The sequence below is a fragment of the Lysobacter sp. A378 genome (genome assembly GCF_054052125.1).
The window spans coordinates 70,951-90,393 of record NZ_JBSVRK010000001.1 but is presented as its reverse complement, the minus strand read 5'-3'; the positions used below and the strand labels follow the sequence as shown (position 1 = coordinate 90,393).

Genomic DNA, 19,443 nt, shown 5'->3' with positions numbered 1-19,443 from the left:
ACGCCAAGGCCGCCCTGTCGGCATCAGCGCTGGCAGTGGTTGCACCAGACGCTGGAGCGCTGCCCGATCCGGGCGTGTTTCAAGGTCCGTCCACAAGCCGGGCACGGTTCGCCAGCGCGCCCATACACCGACAATTGCTGGACGAAATAGCCCGCGTTGCCGTCGGGGCTGATGAAGTCACGCAAGGTGGTGCCGCCTTGGGCGATGGCCGCTGCCAGGACCCGCTGGATCTCCGCGGCGAGGCGTTGGTAGCGCTCGCGTGAGACCCGACCCGCAGGCCGTGTTGGTGATACTCCCGCGCCGAACAGCGCCTCGGCGGCGTAGATGTTGCCCACGCCGACGACGATGGACTGGTCCATCAGGAATGACTTCACCGGAGCCCGCCGACCGCGGCTGCGGGCAAACAGGTAGTCGCCATCGAAGGCCAGGCCGTCAGGATCGGCCAGGCCGGGTGTATCAAGCGGCTCGGCTCCCAATGAGGCCAGCAGCGGGTGCAGCGTCCCGGGAGGCTGCCACAACAGGCAGCCGAAGCGGCGCGGATCATTGAAACGCAGGACCCGGCCATCGTCGATACCGATATCGACATGGTCGTGGGGCCGCAGCGGCGTCCCGGCTGGCAGCACCCGCAGGCTGCCCGACATGCCCAGGTGGATCAGCGCGCTGCCGGCGGCGGTATCGAGCAGCAGGTACTTTGCCCGTCGGCGCACCGCATCGATCCGCTGGCCGCGCAGCGCGCTGCCGATCTCGGTGGGAATCGGCCACCGTAGCGAGTCCCGGCGCAATGTCACGGCGGTGACCTGGTGCCCGGTCAGGTGTGGTGCCAGACCGGCACGTGTGGTCTCGATTTCAGGAAGTTCCGGCATGGCGAGAGTCTACGGCGGCGCGCACCACCCGGGTTCGACTGGGCCATTCAGCTGCGTGAGGGCGGTTGCCGCTGAATGGCCCAGTCGTGACAGGTGCCCGCCAGCAAGCATTGAACTGGCGACAGTGGCATCATTACCTGTGCGGCCGAGCCATGTGGCCACTTGTTTTCCGGAGTCTGGAAATGCCCGTTTCACTACTCGATTTTCTCGCCGGCGGCGTGCTGCAGGCCGGCATTGTCGGGCTGCTGGTCTATTTGCTGGTGGTTACCCAGCTGACCATCTTTGCGGTGACCTTGTACCTGCATCGGTCGATGACCCATCGCGGCGTCGATTTCCACCCGGTGGTCAACCACTTCTTCCGTTTCTGGACCTGGCTGACGACCTCGATGATCACCCGGGAGTGGGTGGCCATCCACCGCAAGCACCACGCGATGTGCGAGACCGAGGAAGACCCGCACAGCCCGGTCACCAAGGGCATCGCCACGGTGTTCTGGCGTGGCGTGGAGTTGTACCGCGAGGCCCGCAGTGACCGCGCGTCGATCGAGAAATACGGCAAGGGTTGCCCGGATGACTGGATCGAGCGGCACCTGTATACGCCGCATGCGACCAAGGGTCCGGTGTTGTTGTTGCTGATCAGTTTTGCGCTGTTCGGCTTTGCCGGCGTGGCGATCTGGGCGATCCAGATGTTGTGGATCCCGCTGTGGGCCGCTGGCGTGGTCAACGGACTGGGCCATTGGTGGGGTTATCGCAACTTCGAGACCACCGACAAGGCCACCAACCTGATTCCGTGGGCGTTCTGGATTGGCGGGGAAGAGCTGCACAACAACCATCACGCATTCCCCAGCTCGGCCAAGTTTGCCCTGCGCAAGTTCGAGTTCGACATCGGCTGGAGCGCCATCCGGGTGCTGCAGGCATTGCGATTGGCGAAGGTGCTTCGCGTCGCGCCGACCCTGGACGTGCGCCCCAACATCGCCATGCCCGACCGGGAGACGCTGAAGGCGCTGCTGGCGATCCGCTTCCAGGCAATGACCGATTACTACCGCAAGGTCACGTTGCCGACCTTGCGTGCCAGTGACGAGAAGTTGCCGCGCAAGCTGCGCAAGGGGCTCGCCGATGGCGGTCGCTGGCTTGATGACGAAAAGCGCGAACGGTTGCAGGCGTGGTTGGCCGATCGTCCGCACATGGCGACACTGGCCGAATACCGCCAACGCCTGCAGCAGGTGCTTGACGACCGGTCCCACGATGCCCAGGCAACGCTGCAGCGCCTGCATGACTGGTGCGTGGAAGCGGAGAACAGTGGCAACCACGCCTTGCAGCAATTCTCGGCACGGATGAAGGGCTACACCCTGGTGCCCGCGCGGGCCTGACCGCCCGCAGGGCCTACCCGGACAAGAGGGGCGGCGACGCCCCTTTTGTCTGCCCGCCTGTTGCAGGAGTTATCGACGATGCGTGCCAAGCCGTTGCTGCTGATGTTCGTGCTGTCGGTGCCTGGCGCCGTGATTGCGCCGCCGGCATCGGCACAGTCACGGGTCGATGCGACCGGCGACTACCTGCAGCGCATGGACACCGATCGTGATGGCCGCGTTTCGCTGGTCGAGTACCAGCAGTGGATGGGGTACGCATTCGAGCGCATGGACGTGGACGGTGACGGTGTGCTCGACCCGGTCGAGCTGCCGGGTGGCCGCGGCCGTCCAGTGACCCAGGCCCAGCACCTGGCGGCCCTGGCCGCCGCGTTCCATCGCCAGGACCTCAATAGCGATGGCTTTCTCGATGCGCGCGAACTGGCCGCGCCGCCGCCGCGCTAACGGCGTAAGCCCGGCAGGCGGTTCAGCCCTGTCGCTGCCACTGGATCGACAACGCCTCACCGCGCGCCATGCGTTGCAGGTGCTCGGCGACTATCGGCTCCAGCTTCTCGAGCTCTGCGCTGTCCGCGCTTTCGATGGTCGCGGCAATGGTGTCGCCCTGCACTCGCAGCACGCATACCGCGTTGCCGAATACGATCCGGGCGCCGGTGTCGTCGTGCTCCACTTCGAGCTTGTGTGACCAGTGCTTCGCCAAACGGCCGATAAGCTTGGCCGGCCCCAGGTCGGTGACGGTAATGAGCGAATGGGTGGAGTGCATTGGTTCTACCTCTGTCAGTTGAGAGTCATTCTCATTATCCACAAAAGACAACACCGGCACGAGGCCGGTGTTGTCCCTGCTGCACTGACGCGGGGGTTGGCAGTGGCACGGTCGCAACGAAAGGCGACCGTGCACTTCAAAGTTGAATCCGCCGCGCTACAAGGTGATATCCACGTCCTTGGTCTCGCGCAGGAACAGCGAGCCGACCACGAACGTCATCAACGCGATGATGATCGGGTACCACAGCCCGTAGTAGATGTTGCCGGTGGCGACCACCAGTGCGAACGAGATGGTGGGCAGGAAGCCGCCGAACCAGCCGTTGCCGATGTGGTACGGCAGCGACATCGAGGTATAGCGGATCCTGGTCGGGAACAGCTCCACCAGCCACGCCGCGATCGGCCCGTAGACCATGGTCACGTACAGCACCAGGATGGTCAGGATCAGCAGCACCATGGGTTTGTTGATGCGTGCATCCTCGGCCTTCTCGGTGTAGCCGGCGGTGGTCAGCACGGTCTTCAGCGAGCTGCCAAATTCGCTGGCCCTGGTGGCTGCAACCTCCTTCGCCAGACCCTTCGCCTCGTAGCTGCCGACCTCGACATCGCCAATCATCACCATTGCCACGCTGCCTGCCGGCGCGGGTTCCACGTCATACGGCACGCCGGCCTTGGCCAGGGCCGCGGTGGCGATGTCGCAGGAACTGGTGAACTGCTTCTTGCCGACCGGATCGAACTGGAAACTGCAGGTGGCCGGATCGGCCAGGACCAGTGCCGGGGATGAGGCGCTGGCTTCCTCGATCGCCGGGTTGGCGTAGTGGGTCAATGCCTTGAACAGCGGGAAGTAGGTCAGTGCGGCAATCAGGCAGCCGGCCATCACGATCTTCTTGCGGCCGATCTTGTCCGACAACCAGCCGAAGAACACGAAGAACGGTGTGCCTATCAGCAACGCGCCACCAATCAGCAACCAGGTCGTCGTCGGATCGACCTTCAATGACTGGGTGAGGAAGTACATTGCGTAGAACTGCCCGGTGTACCAGACCACGGCTTGGCCGGCGGTGGCGCCCAGCAGGGCCAGCAACACGATGCGGCCGTTCTTCGAGAAGAAGCTCTCGGTGATCGGTGCCTTCGACAGCGTGCCTTCGTCCTTCATTTTCTGGAACATCGGCGATTCGGCCAGCTGCATGCGGATCCACACCGACACGCCGACCAGCACGATGGAGATCAGGAACGGGATGCGCCAGCCCCATTGTTCGAACGCCTCTTCGCCCAGGATTCCGCGCACGCTCAGGATCACCACCAGCGACAACAGCAGCCCGACCGTCGCGGTGGTCTGGATGAAGCTGGTGAACAGGCCGCGCCGGCCGTGCGGGGCATGTTCGGCCACATACGTCGCGGCGCCGCCGTACTCACCGCCCAGCGCCAGCCCCTGCAGCATTCGCAGAACCACCAGGATGATCGGCGCAGTGATGCCGATGGATGCGTAACTGGGCAGCATGCCGACCAGGAAGGTCGAGATGCCCATGATCACGATGGTGATCAGGAACGTGTACTTGCGCCCGACCATGTCGCCGATGCGGCCGAACACGATCGCGCCGAAGGGACGCACCGCGAAACCGGCGGCAAACGCCAGCAGCGCGAAGATGAAACCGGTGGTCTCGTTGACGCCACTGAAGAACTGGTGCGCGATGATCGCCGCCAGTGAACCGTACAGATAAAAGTCGTACCACTCGAACACGGTGCCAAGGCTGGACGCGATGATGACCTTGCGCTGTTCCTTGGTGATGGTGACCTTCGGCAGTGAGCCGGCGGCGGGATTGACGGTAGACATAAGGTGGTTTCCCTTCGGGTTGGGCGATGCGTTAGAAGCTGTACTTGACGGTGGTGTGCAGGCGGCTCAGGTTGCCCTCGCGGTCGTCCTCGAGGAAGCGCTGGCCGACGCTCAGCTCCGCGCCGATGTCGAGCTTGGGGAACGGCGAATAGATGAGGTTGGCGCGCAGCGAGTGGGCACGCTCGGTCACGCCCTGGCCGGTGATTCCGACGTCGTTGTCGAAGTGCGCGGCCGAGTACATCAGGTTGCCGCGCAGCTTCGGACTCAGCGCGTGGCGCCACGCGACATAGCCGCCGTAGCCGTCCAGCGCCTCGAGGTCGCCGTCGGCGTCCTGAACCACGTCGCTGCCCAGGCCGAACGCGAGGTAACGACCGATGCCGCTGCCGCCGTTGATCGCGTAGCGGATGTCATCGTTGGCGCCGAGGTTGAACTTGCCCGAGGCGCTGAGCGCGCCGCCGGTCGCGGTCTCTTCGCCAGCCTTGAACTGGCGCAGCAGGCCGGCCACGGTGAAGTGGCCCCAGTCGCCCTTGGTGAGCCAGCGCGCGGTGGCGTCGGGGGCGATGTTGTCGCCACTGTTGAAGCGCGGGCCGGCGGCGAGGTACGGGGTGACGGTGGTCTGCGGGTTCTCCAGCGAGAACGACCACGGGCCGCTGGTGTAACGCAGTTGGGCTTGGCGCACGAAGATCACGCCGTCGGTCGGGCCGACGAAGTCGACCGAATCCGGCAGCGCGGCGGTGTCCTGGAAGTTCGACCAGGTCTGGCCGGCCAGCCAGTTGTTCCAGCTCACGTAGGCGTGGCGCAGGGACACACCGTAGGTGTTGGTCGAGGTCTCGTTGCCGAGCAATGAATTGCTGCCGCCGCCGTACATGTCGGCCTCGATGTAGGCCTTGACCTTGTCGCCGGCGTCGGTGACGTGGTCGGCGGCGAGCCAGAAGCGCGAGAACTGCGCATGCACGTCGGTATAGGCATCGCCGCCCTCGGCACCGTCGGGGCCAACCGGAATCGTGCTGGGGACATAGAACAACCGGCCCGCCGAGCCGTCGGCGATGCGCCCGTCGCTGGTGTCGGTGACCATCGCGTCGAGCTTGATGAAGCCGCCGAAGCTGAAGGCGGTGCCAGGTGCCGCGGACGGCGTGATGGTGGTGGCCTGGATCGCCTTGCCGTCGGCTACCGCGGTCGCGGCCGGGGTGGCCGGCACCGCTTCGGTAGTGGTGATGGCCTGCTGTTGCTGCGACACCAGTTGCTGGACCATCTTCTCCAGCTCGACCACGCGGGCCTCCAGCTCGACCTCCTTGGCTGTTTGCGCGTAGGCGAAGCCGGGCAATGCCATTGCGACCAGCAACGCCGCGGCGAGCGGTCGCTTGGGGATCGGTCGCTTGTGGAGCGTGGTCACGCCGTACGACGGCTTGCGATTGGACATGTTCCCTCCCATGGAAACCGCGTCGTTTGCACGGTTCGCAGGCAGACTGCGTGGCCACCGCACTGCACAACCATTCACCTTTGGTCGTAGATGCCCCTGTTCATCCTGCCGATTACGACCAAGGTCTAAGGCGAGGTTTACCGACCGCCCCGGTCGATGCGGCACACTGACGCTCCTGGCACCCGCCGCGTGCCGGCCCCGCAACTGCATATCGGAGTGCGTCATGAGCGAGCCCGTCTCGAACCAGCCCATCGCGGTCTATCCGGTCAAGCCCGGATTCGCCGTCGATACCCGCATCACCCAGGACGACTACCAGCGCCTGTACGCGCAGTCGGTCGCGCACCCGGACCAGTTCTGGGGGCAGGTGGCGGAGCGGCTGGACTGGATGACCAAGCCGACCAGGATCAAGAACACCAGCTTCGATCTGGCCGATTTCCGCATCCGCTGGTACGAGGACGGCGAGCTCAACGTCAGCGTCAACTGCCTGGACCGCCACCTGGCGACCCACGGCGACAAGACCGCGCTGGTGTTCGAGCCCGACAGCCCTGACGCCGCCGCGCAGAACATCACCTACCGCGAACTGCACCAGCGCGTATGCAAGCTGGCCAACGCCCTGCGCGCGCTGGGCATCGGCAAGGGCGACCGGGTCACCATCTACCTGCCGATGATCCCCGAAGCGGCGATCGCGATGCTCGCCTGCTCGCGCATCGGCGCGGTGCACATGGTGGTGTTTGGCGGCTTCTCGGCCCACTCGATCGCCGACCGTGTGGCTGACAGCGGCAGCAAGTTGATCATCACCGCCGACGAAGGCTTGCGTGGCAGCAAACGGGTGCCGTTGAAGGTCAATGTCGATGCCGCGCTGAAACTGCCCGGGACCAACAGCGTCGAGACCGTGCTGGTGGTACGCCATACCCGCGCCGCGGTCGACATGCAGATGCCGCGTGACCGCTGGTATGACGCCGTGGTCGACGGGCAGCCGGTCGAGTGCGAGCCCGAGCGCATGAATGCCGAGGACCCATTGTTCATCCTCTACACCTCCGGCAGCACCGGCAAACCCAAGGGCGTGCTGCACACCACCGGCGGGTACCTGGTGTATGTCAGCTACACCCACGAAGCGGTGTTCGACCTGCGCGAGGACGACGTCTACTGGTGCACCGCCGATGTCGGTTGGGTCACCGGCCACAGCTATATCGTCTACGGACCGCTGGCCAACGGCGCCACCTCGCTGGTGTTCGAGGGCGTTCCAAACTACCCGGACGCCTCGCGCTTCTGGCAGGTCATCGACAAGCACCAGGTCACGATTTTCTACACCGCGCCGACCGCGATCCGCGCGCTGATGCGCGAGGGCGACGAGCCGGTCAAGGCGACCTCACGCAAATCACTGCGCCTGCTGGGCAGCGTCGGTGAGCCGATCAATCCCGAGGCCTGGCGCTGGTACTACGACGTCGTCGGTGACGGCCGTTGCCCGATCGTGGACACCTGGTGGCAGACCGAGAATGGCGGCATCCTGATCTCGCCGCTGCCGGGTGCGACCGACCTCAAGCCGGGCTGCGCCACCAATCCGTTCTTCGGCATCCAGCCGGCGATTGTCGACACCAACGGCAATTTCATCGAAGGCGAGGGTGAGGGCAACCTGGTCATCGTCGATTCCTGGCCGGGCCAGATGCGCACCGTCTACGGCGATGACCAGCGTTTCATCGACACCTACTTCAAGACCTATCCGGGCACCTATTTCACTGGCGATGGCTGTCGCCGCGACGCCGACGGCGACTACTGGATCACCGGCCGGGTGGACGATGTGATCAACGTCAGCGGACACCGCATCGGCACCGCCGAGGTGGAGAGCGCGCTGGTCTCGCATGACAAGGTCGCCGAGGCCGCCGTGGTCGGCTTCCCGCACGACATCAAGGGCCAGGGCATCTATGCCTACGTGACCCTGATTGCCGGCGAGCAGCCCAGCGATGCATTGCGCGCGGAACTGGTCAAGCACGTGCGGGCCGAAATCGGCCCGATTGCGACTCCCGACCACCTGCAATGGGCGCCGGGTCTGCCCAAAACCCGCTCGGGCAAGATCATGCGTCGCATCCTGCGCAAGATTGCCGAGAACGCGCCGGATCAACTCGGCGACACCAGCACCCTGGCCGATCCGGCCGTAGTCGATTCGCTGGTCAAGGAGCGCCGCGTCCCGTAGCGTCCGCCCATGCCGACCCTGCTGATTGCCGACGACCATCCGCTCTTCCGCGAAGCCCTGCGCGGGGTGGTTGCACGGGTGCTGCCGACAGCGCGTCTGTGCGAGGCCGACAGCGTGGGCGCCCTGTACGCGCTGGTCGAAGCCGAGCCGGATGCCGATCTGTTGTTGCTCGACCTGAACATGCCCGGCGCGCAGGGCTTCAGTGCGTTGGTGCACTTGCGTGCCTTGCGTCCGCAGTTGCCGATCGTGGTGGTGTCCGCGCGTGAGGAGCCGGCGGTGATGCGGCGCGCGCTGGACCACGGCGCGGTCGGCTTCATTCCAAAGTCCGCCGATGTGGCCACACTGGGTGAGGCGATCGGTACCGTCCTGGCGGGCGATCGCTGGGCTCCGTCCGCCGCCTTCAACGCCCCGGCCGCAGATCCCGATGAACACGATGCTGCCCGCCGCCTGCGCGACCTCACCCCGCAGCAATTCCGCGTCCTGCAGATGCTCGGCTCGGGCTTGTTGAACAAGCAGATCGGTTACGAGCTCACCGTCTCCGAGGCCACCGTCAAAGCCCACGTCACCGCGATCCTGCGCAAGCTCGGCGCCAACAACCGCACCCAGGCGGTGCTGATTGCCGGCCGACTGGCGTTGGATCCGGGCAACATCACGTTGCCGCCGGAGGAAGGCGAGTGACCCCGGCCGCCAGGAACGCGCGCAGCGACGCCGGCTTGATCGGTTTGGTCAACACCAGGCAGTGATGCTCGCGGGCGGCGTGCTTGAGCGCGTCGCTGCCGTCGCCGGTCAGCAACGCGGCTGGCAGGCCGGGGCCGAGGCGTTCGCGCAGCAGGTCGATGATGCCCAGGCCGTCCAGGCGGTCGTGCAGGTGGTAGTCGACCAGGGCGACGTCGGGAGCTTCACCGGCCGGCAACGCGTCCAGCACGGCGATGGCCTCGTCGACGGTGGCGGCGGTCAGGCTGACAACGTGCCAGCGGGTGAGCAGGGCGCGCATGCCTTCGAGGATCTCGCGGTCGTTGTCGATGCACAACACACGCAGGCCGGTGAGGGAATCGGTAATGCCTTCGGTGCGCGGGGCGGACGCGGAGACGTCGGGGAAACGTGCTCGGCCGAATGGCACGGTAATCGAGAACACGCTGCCGGCACCGACCCGCGAACGCACGCCCAGCGGATGGTCCAAGGTGCGGGCGATACGTTGGCAGATCGACAGCCCCAGGCCGAGGCCACGCTCGCCGCGGCCGGGGTGGTCGAAGCGGCGGAACTCATCGAAGATCTGCCCGAGGTGGTGCGGTGAGACCCCTGGCCCGGTATCCCAGACCTGCAGCTCGACGGCGCCCTCGCGCACGCGTGCGGCGATCAGCACACCGCCATCGCGGGTATAGCGCAAGGCATTGGCGAGGAAGTTCTGCAGTGCGCGGCGCAGCAGCCGGCGGTCGGTGCGAACCATCAGCGGGGCGGCCGGCGCGCGCACCCGCAATTGCAGGCCGCGACTGGCGGCTATCGGTGAATGCTGGGCGGCCAGTTCGCGCAGCAGTTCGTTGACGTCGAAGTCGGCGATCTCCGGGCGCAGTGCACCGGCGTCGAGGCGGGAGATATCGAGCAGCCCATCGAGCAGGTCCTCGGCGGCGCGCAGGGAGGCATCGACGCGTTCGGCCAGGCGGCCCTGCTCGACAGACTCGTCACTCTCGCGCAGGGCCGAGGTGAACAGTCGTGCGGCGTTGAGCGGTTGCAGCAGGTCGTGGCTGACCGCGGCAAGAAAGCGCGTCCTGGATTGCTGTGCGTCCTCGGCCTCACGGGTGCGCTGCTCGACGCGCTGCTCCAGTGTCTCGTTGGATTCACGCAGCGCGCGCTCGACGCGTTTGTAATCGGTGATGTCGCTGTAGCTGGTGACATAGCCGCCCCCATCAAGCGGCCGGCCCCGCAGCTCGATCACCTGGCCGTTGGCGCGCACGCGTTCGGACACATGCGGCGCGCCGACACCAAGGTGTTCGATCCGGCGCTGCACCTGGGTCTCGGTATCCCCCGGACCCATCTCGCCGCGCTCGGCATTCCAGTGCAGCAGGTCCGCGACCGGACGGCCGACGTACAACATGCCCTGCGGGTAGTCGAACATCTCCTGGTAACGGCGGTTCCAGGCCACCAGGCACAGCTCCGCGTCCACCACGCTGACGCCCTGGCTGATGTTTTCCAGCGTGGTCGCCAGCACCTGGCGGTTGAAGCGCAGCTCTTGGTTCGCTTCGTCCAGCAGCGCCACCACCTCGCCCAGTTCCATGCCCGATCCGCGCAGGGCACTGGTCAAGGTGAGCCGCGCCGAGGCAGCACCGATCGCGGCGGCGAGCAGGCGCTCGGTGAACTGGGCGAGCGCGCGGTCGGCAAGCTGTTCCGGGTTCCAAGGCTGACCTTGCCGACCGGCATAGTCCTGGAAGGAGCGTCGGGCATGACGTCCACCGACGATGCGTTCGGCCAACGCCAACAGGTCGCCACCGCGCACGTTTCCGGCCCAGCCGCCGGGGCCGAGCGGCGGTCGCTGTCGATACGGGTCCAGGAATGGCGCCGCCCGCAGTTGCTCCTGCAACCGCGGCCGCTGGTGTGCGGAGACGTAGACAAAGGCGCTGGTGTTGAGCAGCAGCGACCAGAACACTCCATGGGTCAGGCTGTCCCAACCCACCAGGCCGAACAGTTGCTCCGGTTGCAACCAGGCAATGCCGAACGGGCCGACATCGACCCAGTCCGAAGCGATCCAGCCCCCGGTGGCCAGGCTCGGCAACAACAAGGTGTAGAACCACAACGATGCGCCAGCGGCGATTCCGGCCAGCGCACCGGTGCGGCTCGCACCGCGCCAGTACAGGCCACCGATCAGTGCCGGTGCGAACTGGGCAACCGCGGCGAACGCCAGCAGGCCGTGCTGGGCGAGACTGCCGTCACCGGACCCCCGGGCATAGGCATAGGCCATCAGCGCCAAGCCGATAATCGTGACCCGGCGTACCCACAGCACCCGCTTCTCGATACCCGGCCCGGTGCGGCTGAGGGCGCCGGTACGCAACAGTGCCGGCATGATCAGGTCATTGCTGACCATCGTTGCCAGCGCCACGCTGGTCACGATCACCATGCCGGTGGCGGCGGAGAATCCGCCGATGTAGACCATCAGTGCCAGCAGGCTCTGGTCCATTGCCAACGGCAGCGCGAGCACGTAAGTGTCGGGCGATACCCCGCTGTCACCCAGCACGGCCTGGCCGGCGAGGCTGATAGGCACGATCATCAGGCTGATCAATATCAGGTAGCCGCCGAAGAACCAGCGCGCGACCCGCAGGTCGCCGACGTTCTGACATTCCACCACTGCGACGTGGAACTGCCGAGGCAGGCAGATCAATGCGGTGAAGGCGAGCAGGGTCTGGGCGACGAAGCCCGCCGGCAAACCAGGCCGGGTGACGGTATCGGCCGCCTGCACGATGCGCTCGCCCAGGCCGCCGACGCCCGGCAGGTGCATCAGCGCGAAGATACCCACGGCGATGAACGCCACCAGTTTGACCAGCGACTCCAGCGCTACCGCCAGCACCATGCCGTGATGGTGCTCGGTGGCATCGATCCGCCGGGTGCCGAACAGGATCGAGAACACCGCCAGCAGCAACGCGATATACAGCGCCGGATCCGCCAGCAGGCTGGTGTTGTCCGGCACCCCGGCGAGTACCTCGATGCTGTCGGCCACGGCCTTGAATTGCAGCGCCACGTAGGGAATCGCGGCGATCAGCGCGAGCAGCGAGACCAGCGCCGCCAGCCCTGGCGCGCGGCCATAGCGCGAGGAAAGGAAGTCGGCGATCGAGGTGATCCGCTGCTCGTCGGAGATCAGCACCAGCCGTTCCAGCAGCCGCCAACCGAACAGCAACAGCAACAGCGGCCCCAGATAGATCGGCAGGAAGCCCAGGCCGGTGCGCGCGGCGGTGCCGACCGCGCCGTAAAACGTCCACGACGAGCAGTAGACCGCCAGCGCCAGCGAGTACACCGCCGGTCGTACCCAGCGATGTTTCGGCATCGCTTCGCGTTGATCGCCGTAATACGCGACCCCGAACAGCATGCCGACGTAGCCGACCGACACCAGCAGCAGTACCCAGCCAGGAATCAATTGCGCGCGCCTCCGTGGTCAGTCGATCGCCGAGTGTAGGGCGAGGCAGTACGACTCCGGTACTGCCTCGACGAAGGTCTAATCCCCGCCGAGCAGTTTGCGTGCGATGGCTTCACTCTGGTTGCGCAGTTCGGGTACTGCCAGGCTCTCCCACAGGCTGCCGATGCGCAGGCTGCCAAGCGCCAGCACGGTGGTCTGTACCGCGCCATCCCGTGCGATCACCTCGCCATTGGCTGCCGTATCGATGCCAATGCCATGCGGGCCAGATACCGCCACGCCCGTTGCCAGCAGGTCCTGCAACAAGGCGTTGCGCATCGATGCGGCGCGGGTCTCCACGCCAGTGGCGTTGACGAGGTGATCGACCTCCAGCACCCGTGCGCCGCCGTCGGCCCGTTGAACCTCGAGGCGCACCCCGTCAGCGGTGGACGTTGCCGCCTGCAAGCGTCCGCGATAAAGCCGCAACTGGCCGCTGGCGCGCAGCGCATCGATCGTGGTGTGCACGTCGGGCGCGATCCGGTGTCGGTGCACGTCCCATTGCCGCACGACATGACGCAGGAAGCGCCGCTGATCAGTGACCGACAGGCTTTGCCACAAGGCCTGCACGTGCGGGCGGATACAGTCGATCACCCCTTGCCACGCCTCGCCACGGGCAATCGCATTGGCCGCATGACCGCGTAGTGCCTTCAATCTCTGGCGCAAGGACAGTGCGAGCAGTGCCGCCGGGTCGAAATCCGCGGCCCCATGGGTGTCGGCATGCGGCAGCGGCATCAGGGCGTGTCGCGACAGCACATGGATGCGGCCGCGGTGACCGCCGGCGTGAAGCGACAACACGACATCGGCCATGCTCAGGCCCGAACCGATGATCGCGATATCGGCATCGCGCCGAAGCTGGACGACGGACTCGTACTGCCAGGCTTCCAGGTATTGGCCGACCGACAACGCATCAACCCCGCGCGCGGGCAGCGGGCGCACGGTATTGCCCATTGCCAGCACGACATTGCGCGTGCAAACCGTCGCGCTCGAGGCGAGCCGCACACGCCAGTCCGGTCCCGATCCTGTCATCGCGACCGCGCGATCGTGCACGACTTCAAGCTGGGCGACACTGGCTGTCTCGGCCTGTCGCAGCCGATCACGCAGGTAGTCCGCATAGTGTCGGCGTTGCGCATAACTGGCGGCCAACGACCCCGCCGATCGATCGGTAGAGCCGTGGTGTTCCAGCATGAAGTCGAGGAAATCCTCGGGCCAGTCGACAAACGCGCTCATGCGCTGCACGGGCACGTTGAGCCGATGTTCGGCGGCGCGACTGGCGTAGGCGACACCTTCGCCGAGCATCGCGGCAGGTTCGACCAGGACGACCTGCAGCGGCGTGGCAGCCAGGCGCAAGAGATGGATGGCCGTCATCACGCCAGCCGCGCCACCGCCGATGATTGCGACATCCACGGAAAGGGTTGGATTCGTCATGGCCCGATTGTAGGTGAGTGGCGGAGACCGCTTCGCCGCTGAAAACTGCGTCTGCGTGACATGTGCAGTGACGATGTTGGCTGCATCAACGGGGATCGGTCAACGCTGTACCTGGGCGGCCGGATCCCGGTTGTGGGCAGGTGCCGCCGCGATGGTCGCTTCGCGGCCTGCCGGCCAGGGCGTCATCCAGTCCACGTTGGCGCCCCGCATGCCGGTGGTGGCAACTTGCGTGCCCGCGGCAGGGCCTTGGACGTCGCAGTCGTCGAGCCGGCCATCGGCCGCCATAAGGCTGTGCAGCTCCAGCTGTACCGCGACATCTCCCAGCGCATGGGCGCGGGCGTGACTGCGTGCCAGCAGGGATTGCGCGGCCTCGGGCCGGTTGTCGGCCAGTGCGTGCAGGATTGCGACCAGGTCGAGGCGGTGGGACTGCATCCAGGTGTCGTTGGGATAGGTTTGGCGTGCGGCCTCGGCGTGGCGCATCGCCTGAGTCCACCGGCCGCGCGCGGCCGCGGTTTCGGCTTGGCCAACTTCCGTCTGAGCGAGCAACCAGGCGTATCCGGAACCTTGCAGTGCGTCGTGGGTGGCGGTGTACAAGGCGTCCGCTTCTTCCAGTTGACCCGCGCGAGCCAGCAGTGGCGCGGTCTGCAGTGCCGTCAACCAGCGGTGGGGGCCTTGCTCCATGGAGCGGGTCCGGGTCACCATCGTCTGCAGCCGTGGCGACGCGGACGCAGCATCGCCGGCCAGCAGGGAGATGGCAGCTTGGTGCATCACCAATTGATCCTCCAGCTCGGGTGGCCCGTCCAGACCGCAGCGCTCCAGCGCCATGCGCGCTTGCTGCATCCGTCCCAACGACAACAATCCTGTCACCCTTGCGCATGCCAGTCGCGCGGAAACCACCGTGGGCAATGGCGGCAGGTCTTCACGGGCGAGACGCTTCACGGTGTGCTCGAGTACTTCCAGCGCGCCGGTGTAGTCGCCCTCGGTGGTCAGGATAATAGCCTCGAGCTGGTCCAGCCACACCGCCAGGTTGCCTTTCAACCCCTGGCTTCGGATAAGGCGAACACGTTCACGAGCCTGATCGAAGCGACCCGCCAGAGCGTCCTCGTTGAGCAAGTCCAGTTGCAATGCACGCTGCCCGGGGGCATCGCCCGCAGCCACGGCGATGGCGAGCGCCTCATCCAGTCGCTTGCGGTATTCAGCCAGGTTGCCGGCGTGGTAGTGCTGGAACGCGACACGGCGAAGCAGTTGGACCTCCATGGATCGATAACCGCCGGCGTGTGATCGGGCCAGCAGGGTGTCCAACTGCGTCGACGGCGCCGACGGTGGCTTCGACAGTTCGGCGGAAACCCTGACGTGCAATGCGTCCAGTTCCGCGCCGGCAGCGGCGAACAGCGTCGCCGCCTGCTCGAATTGCGACATATCGGCCTCGTCCCCGAATTCGGCGACATCGACCTGTGCTTTCAGATGGATGGCGATCGCGCGCTCAGGCTCCCATCCCGGGCCGGCGTCTCGTGCCAGTTGCTCGGCCGCCATCGCGTGCGTACGCATGCCAGCGAGGTCGCCGCGGGCGCCGGCAATCTCGGCCAGGCAAATCAACCAGGGAATGCGCAAACTGATGGGCTGGCGTTGCCACTCCACCCCCGCCAGGCTCTCCAGTGCCAGGTCGGCCTGGCCGGAGCGTAGCTGGAACCAGGCCTGGTCGAGGCGGAATCTCAGGTTTTTCGGGTATCTGTCCGCCAGCGCGGTGATTGCCGCAGACGCCTCAACCACGCGACGCGGATCGACCCACAGTTGTGCGGCATCCAGCACCTGATCGGTGTCGTCGCCGATCGGCACCAGCAATTCGCGCGCCGTCTGCATGTGTGCCACGGCGGCATTGGCTTGGCCCAATCGTGCCCGGGACATCGCCAGTTGCAGCTGTGCCAGTCCAAAACCGGGTGACTGTCCGACTACCGACTGCAAGCCGGCCGCGCTGGCGGACATGTCCCGGTCGCGATAGTCCCGGTAGGCGATGGTATAGCTGCGGGCTGCGGATGCATCGATGTCCAGCGTGGGCCACGGCGTGTCGTCGCGACCGGGAATCAGCTGCGTCAGTATCTGCTGGGACAACTGATCGACCAGTGCCGGAATCCGCGCCAGGTTGCCGCGCAGTTCCAGTTGCCGGGTCCCATCGGCGTCGGTAATGCGGGCGCGGACGAAACGTTCGCCCGGTTGGTTGGCGGCCTGGCCGGAACTGAGCAGCACCACCGTGGGCGACAGTGAGGCCGCATCGGCAGCCAGGTGCGCTTCGCTCATCACGATGACTTCCGGCAGCGATTCGAGCTTCCATTCCAGCCAGGCATACAGCAGGATTGCCGGCCAATGGGCCTCGGCATCATTGTTGTTGCCAACCTCGATCAGTGCGACGGCGACCGGAGCGGTTGCCGCATCAATCGGTGCCAATGGCGTGGGCTTGGGTGCCAAAACGACGGCAATGGCGGCCAGCGCCGCCAGTCCCGTCGCCACCAGCCAGAGGTGGAGCCGTTTCTCAGGAACTTCTGGGCCGCCAATGCGGACTTCCGACGGTTCCGCAGCCGGCAAGCCGTCCAGTCCCGCTTCCACGCCGTCAATGGCATCGGTCGCATTGACCAGCACCGGCTCCACCGGGCAGGGCGGCTCGAACACGTAGCCCCTCTTTGCAACGGTACGGATCCATTGCTTGCGCGATGGCCCCAGGGCCTTGCGCAGTAGCCATATGCTTTGTGACAGGTTGGCATCTTCGACGATCACACCCTGCCAGACCTGATCAAACAACATTGCCCGGGTATGCAGGGCATGGGGGCTGGCAAGAAATTCCAGCAACAGGTCGAACGCGCGTTGGGGCAGTTCGACGGTTTGCTCCGGACTGCTGACCTGGCGGTACCGCAGGTCAATTTCCAGGTCACCGATCCTTAGTTGCCTGACCTCACTGGGCCATGGAAACCCGAGTGCATCCGTCACTGCGCGTGCTCCTGTCGTGGGTTGTATCGCGGCGGTCCGCCTCTGCAGGACCCGCCATGCCGGCTCCCGCCGGACTCACAACTATCCCGATAGCGGCTGCCGAGGGGATGTTCGCCGGTCAATAACGTGAGGTGTGTCTCGTAATTATCACTAATTGATAAGAAATTGAACACTTTGCATAAGTAAATGTCCCGTGGCGTCACCTATATCTGTCCTGCACTCCGGTTGCTCGGGCAATTGGAACGCCTTCCAGGGAGGAGCGCCAGGGAAGGAATGCCAGGGAAGGGCAATAGCGGAGTGCAGGGGCCTCGCAAGGACGTCGGTACGGAGTGCCGAATAGCGACGTCTTCGGCCGTGGACGCAAAGGAAGCCGCGTCACACGGTCTCCCACCGAAGCTTCAGGTTCCGAGTGCGAACTGCCGGTGCATATGCATCGGAATGTGCAAGTCGGGTCACATTCGCCCATAGACAAATCATAGACAAATCAATGGGGGGAAGTGGTCATCCCGATCCGCTCCATGACGTTAACGCCCGCAGCTTCCGCTTGCGGGTTCAACTTTTAACACACCAAGTTATTCCGGGAGTTCAAAGCAATGTCCAGGAAATCGAACAAGCGCATTCGCATGCGTACATTGGTCGCCGCAACCGCGATCGCACTGACAACCATGGCGGCGACCGCGTCCGCCGGGCAGCGAGTCAATCTGAGCAGCCTGAATGGTCTGCAGGAAGCCGGCGCGACGCAGAGCCGCTTTATCGTGAAATACCGCGATGGCAGCACCCAGGCCACCAGCGTCAGCGCGTTGGCCGGGTCGCTGCAAAGTGCCGCCCGCGCCGTTCCCTCCACCCAGGGTGTAAGTCATCTCCGCCGTCTTTCCGTCGGCGCCGATGTGATCAAGACCGATCGTCCGCTGGACCGCGTCGAAGCCGAAGTCTTCATGCGGCAGATTGCCGCCGACCCGAACGTCGAGTACGTCGAAGCCGACATTCTGATGGTGGCGTACGACGCGCCGAATGATCCGGAGTATGGAGACCAGTACGGCCTCAAGAATGGCCCGGGTGGCTCCCACGCCGAGCAGGCCTGGGACAAGTCGACGGGTGAGGGTGTCGTGGTCGCGGTACTCGACACCGGCTACACCGATCACTCCGACCTGCTGCCGAACATCCTGCCTGGCTACGATTTTGTGTCCGAGCCCCTGATCGGCAACGACGGCGACGGTCGCGATGCGGACGCACGCGACGCGGGAGATGGGTACGAGACCGGCTTCTGCACGCAGTTCACTGGCAAGCCGAGCCCGGCTCGAAACAGCGGCTGGCATGGTACGCATGTCGCCGGCACCGTTGCCGCGGTCACCGATAACGCCAAGGGCGTTGCGGGTGTCGCACCGAATGCGAAGGTCGTGCCGGTCCGCGTGCTGGGCCGTTGTGGCGGTTACGGTTCCGATATCACCGATGCGATCACCTGGGCCTCGGGCGGCAGCGTTGCCGGCGTCCCGGCCAATCAGAACCCGGCCGAAGTACTGAACCTCAGCCTGGGCAGCCAGGGTCCCGCCACCTGCAGCGACACCACCAAGCTGGCCATGAAAGAAGCCGTCGAGCGCGGTGCGATCGTGGTGGTCGCCGCCGGCAACTCCAACGACGATGCATCCCAATATACGCAGACCAACTGCGGAAACGTGATCTCGGTCGGCTCGAACACGAACACCGGCGCACGCTCGTACTTCTCCAACTACGGGGCTTCGGTGGATATCGCCGCACCGGGGTCGGACATCGAGTCGACTGGCAATACCGGTACCCAGGATCCGGGTCAGGAAGACTACGTTTCAAAGAGCGGCACCTCGATGGCGTCCCCGCACGTGGCCGGCGTGATTGCGCTGGTCCAGGCGGCGGCGGAGACCCCGCTGACCCAGGCAGAGATGCTCGAGCTGCTGCAGGACACCGCGAGCGACTTCCCGTCCACCCCGTCGCAACCGATCGGCGCCGGCATCGTCAACGCCGAGGCCGCGGTGAACGCCGTGCTTGCCGGCACCGACCCGGATCCGGACCCGGACCCGACTGACCCGGATCCGACTGACCCGACGCCCGATCCGGTCGACGGTGAGTTGCAGAACGGCGTGCCGGTGACCGGCGTGGCCGGTGCGGCCCGGAGCCAGCAGTACTGGACCGTCGACGTGCCGGCCGGGGCCACCAACCTCAGCATCAAGCTTGTCGGTGGCTCGGGCTTCTTCTCCTCCGCCGACCTGTACGTGCGGCTGGGTTCGCAACCCACGACGACCGTCTACGCCTGCGGTCTGACGGGCTACCGGGCTCCCAAGACCTGCCGTGGGACCTACCCGACGCCGGGCACGTACCACATCATGGTGCGTGGCGGCGGGTTCCTGCCCTACTCGGGTGCGAGCCTGGTTGCCACTTACGACAACTGAGTCCCGCTGTAAACGCAGCAACCCCGGCTTCGGCCGGGGTTGCT

Annotated in this window: 12 protein-coding genes; 5 read left to right on the top strand and 7 right to left on the bottom strand. The window is 65.7% G+C overall.

From position 1 onward, the window contains the following. Positions 1-23: 23 nt before the first annotated feature. Positions 24-863, bottom strand: coding sequence for a bifunctional DNA-formamidopyrimidine glycosylase/DNA-(apurinic or apyrimidinic site) lyase (gene mutM, locus ACW7G1_RS00365; protein WP_456977791.1), 840 nt, complete (start codon positions 861-863; stop codon positions 24-26). Between the two features lie 182 nt (positions 864-1,045). Here mutM and ACW7G1_RS00360 point away from each other — a divergent pair, with 182 nt between their 5' ends. Further along, the gene (locus ACW7G1_RS00360; protein WP_456977790.1) at positions 1,046-2,230 is read left to right on the top strand and encodes a DesA family fatty acid desaturase; all 1,185 of its coding nucleotides are present in this window, start codon (positions 1,046-1,048) and stop codon (positions 2,228-2,230) included. 102 nt (positions 2,231-2,332) lie between these two features. Further along, positions 2,333-2,668 carry a hypothetical protein gene (locus ACW7G1_RS00355; protein WP_456978792.1) on the top strand — a complete coding sequence of 112 codons (336 nt, stop codon included), beginning with the start codon at positions 2,333-2,335 and terminating at the stop codon, positions 2,666-2,668. Positions 2,669-2,690: 22 nt separating this feature from the next. On the opposite strand, the gene ACW7G1_RS00350 is transcribed toward ACW7G1_RS00355, so the two are convergent. The 3 genes from ACW7G1_RS00350 to ACW7G1_RS00340 form a co-directional block, all read right to left on the bottom strand. Next, a complete protein-coding gene (locus ACW7G1_RS00350) occupies positions 2,691-2,984 on the bottom strand; it encodes a DUF2218 domain-containing protein (protein WP_456977789.1) in 294 nt (97 codons plus the stop codon). Between the two features lie 156 nt (positions 2,985-3,140). Then, the gene (locus ACW7G1_RS00345; protein WP_456977788.1) at positions 3,141-4,808 is read right to left on the bottom strand and encodes an MFS transporter; all 1,668 of its coding nucleotides are present in this window, start codon (positions 4,806-4,808) and stop codon (positions 3,141-3,143) included. A 31-nt stretch (positions 4,809-4,839) separates the two neighbouring features. Continuing rightward, positions 4,840-6,228, bottom strand: coding sequence for a DcaP family trimeric outer membrane transporter (locus ACW7G1_RS00340; RefSeq protein WP_456977787.1), 1,389 nt, complete (start codon positions 6,226-6,228; stop codon positions 4,840-4,842). Between the two features lie 223 nt (positions 6,229-6,451). Here ACW7G1_RS00340 and acs point away from each other — a divergent pair, with 223 nt between their 5' ends. After that, entirely contained in the window at positions 6,452-8,419 is a 1,968-nt protein-coding gene (acs, locus tag ACW7G1_RS00335; protein ID WP_456977786.1) for an acetate--CoA ligase, read from the top strand. A 9-nt stretch (positions 8,420-8,428) separates the two neighbouring features. Then, positions 8,429-9,097 (top strand): response regulator, encoded by a 669-nt coding sequence (locus tag ACW7G1_RS00330; RefSeq protein WP_456977785.1) that lies wholly within the window; start codon positions 8,429-8,431, stop codon positions 9,095-9,097. Here ACW7G1_RS00330 and ACW7G1_RS00325 read toward each other — a convergent pair. From ACW7G1_RS00325 to ACW7G1_RS00315, 3 genes are all read right to left on the bottom strand, one after another. Next, positions 9,069-12,539, bottom strand: coding sequence for a hybrid sensor histidine kinase/response regulator (locus ACW7G1_RS00325; protein ID WP_456977784.1), 3,471 nt, complete (start codon positions 12,537-12,539; stop codon positions 9,069-9,071). The two genes, ACW7G1_RS00330 and ACW7G1_RS00325, sit on opposite strands and share 29 nt — an antisense overlap. 78 nt (positions 12,540-12,617) lie before the next feature. Beyond that, the gene (locus tag ACW7G1_RS00320) at positions 12,618-14,000 is read right to left on the bottom strand and encodes an FAD/NAD(P)-binding protein (protein ID WP_456977783.1); all 1,383 of its coding nucleotides are present in this window, start codon (positions 13,998-14,000) and stop codon (positions 12,618-12,620) included. Between the two features lie 99 nt (positions 14,001-14,099). After that, positions 14,100-16,979, bottom strand: a complete 2,880-nt coding sequence (locus tag ACW7G1_RS00315; RefSeq protein WP_456977782.1) for a winged helix-turn-helix domain-containing protein — start codon at positions 16,977-16,979, stop codon at positions 14,100-14,102. Between the two features lie 593 nt (positions 16,980-17,572). Between ACW7G1_RS00315 and ACW7G1_RS00310 the strand changes: the two genes are divergently transcribed. Then, on the top strand, positions 17,573-19,399 hold the full coding sequence (locus tag ACW7G1_RS00310) for a S8 family peptidase (RefSeq protein ID WP_456977780.1): 1,827 nt from the start codon (positions 17,573-17,575) through the stop codon (positions 19,397-19,399). Positions 19,400-19,443: the final 44 nt, after the last annotated feature.

Bases quoted from the DNA above. Each gene is read 5' to 3' on its own strand.
- mutM (WP_456977791.1), bottom strand. From the start codon at position 863: ATGCCGGAACTTCCTGAAATCGAGACCACACGTGCCGGTCTGGCACCA.
- ACW7G1_RS00360 (WP_456977790.1), top strand. From the start codon at position 1,046: ATGCCCGTTTCACTACTCGATTTTCTCGCCGGCGGCGTGCTGCAGGCC.
- ACW7G1_RS00340 (WP_456977787.1), bottom strand. From the start codon at position 6,228: ATGTCCAATCGCAAGCCGTCGTACGGCGTGACCACGCTCCACAAGCGA.
- acs (WP_456977786.1), top strand. From the start codon at position 6,452: ATGAGCGAGCCCGTCTCGAACCAGCCCATCGCGGTCTATCCGGTCAAG.
- ACW7G1_RS00350 (WP_456977789.1), bottom strand. From the start codon at position 2,984: ATGCACTCCACCCATTCGCTCATTACCGTCACCGACCTGGGGCCGGCC.
- ACW7G1_RS00310 (WP_456977780.1), top strand. From the start codon at position 17,573: ATGTCCAGGAAATCGAACAAGCGCATTCGCATGCGTACATTGGTCGCC.
- ACW7G1_RS00320 (WP_456977783.1), bottom strand. From the start codon at position 14,000: ATGACGAATCCAACCCTTTCCGTGGATGTCGCAATCATCGGCGGTGGC.
- ACW7G1_RS00345 (WP_456977788.1), bottom strand. From the start codon at position 4,808: ATGTCTACCGTCAATCCCGCCGCCGGCTCACTGCCGAAGGTCACCATC.
- ACW7G1_RS00330 (WP_456977785.1), top strand. From the start codon at position 8,429: ATGCCGACCCTGCTGATTGCCGACGACCATCCGCTCTTCCGCGAAGCC.
- ACW7G1_RS00355 (WP_456978792.1), top strand. From the start codon at position 2,333: ATGTTCGTGCTGTCGGTGCCTGGCGCCGTGATTGCGCCGCCGGCATCG.